Origin of the sequence: Clostridium sp. BL-8, from assembly GCF_002006495.1 — a bacterium.
GTDB lineage: Bacteria > Bacillota > Clostridia > Clostridiales > Clostridiaceae > Clostridium.
The window spans coordinates 1-955 of sequence record NZ_LZZL01000205.1; the positions used below are offsets into that span (position 1 = coordinate 1).

Consider the following 955-nt stretch of genomic DNA (forward strand, 5'->3'; position numbering starts at 1 on the left):
TTTACTTACTAAAAATGCACATGGGTTGTATGAGAAATATGGATTTGAAAGAAATGCTGAAAAATTTATGCATAAAATTGCTGTAGTATAATAACTATATGTATTTATAGTTATCCCATTTATGGTAAATTGTATAAATGAAATAATCCTGGAGAAGACCTTTCTAGGATTATTTTATTTCAATTTCAAGCTGTATAGGGTTTGTATCAAGGTAATGTTTATATTCTAGCTTATAGTATAGAACTAATTTTCTTCGGCTTTCGTAAGGCAATAAGAGGCTACATGAAATTATGTATTAGAGAATAAATTATAAATAGTAAAAGTGCCTAAAAAGGTGCTTTTTTTGTACATAAATAATGTTTGTAATACATATTAAGAAATTGTAAATATTGCTATAATATATATAGTAAAATTATTTATATAATGAATAGACCTGTAGTAATATATAGAGAAGGTAAAATCATGAAGTCTTTTTACGTATGCATCCAAAGAATGTATTAACCTCTGTGCAACTATAAAATTAATATTGTGCAGAGGAGTGTATATTAAATGAATAGATTAAATAAACCAGTTATTACAAAAGAAACAATAAAAGCAATGGAGGACATGTCATTTTTTACTCATGCTAAGATTTTTGACGATTTGCTAATTGTTACACAAGGGCAAACAAATTGTTTTGTATTGAAGACGAGTGATGGTTTAATAGTGGTAGATGCTATTTGGCCAGCAGAAAAAGCTTTTGAGGCAATAGTAGACGCGATTAAAGACTCGGGATGGAATCCAGATACAATAAAAAAACTGGTTTTGACACATGGACATGTTGATCATACAGGATGTGGGAGATGGCTTGTTGAAAAGTATCATGTTTGCACATACCTTTCTAAAATAGATGATATTTTTTATTTCCTGTAAAAGAAGATGGAGAAATCCATATGGCAGCATTATGGGGAGGTAC

1 pseudogene is annotated in these 955 nt (G+C 29.2%); it reads left to right on the forward strand.

From position 1 onward, the window contains the following. Positions 1–549: 549 nt before the first annotated feature. Positions 550–955, forward strand: a pseudogene (locus CLOBL_RS27240) (MBL fold metallo-hydrolase); the annotation flags it as partial.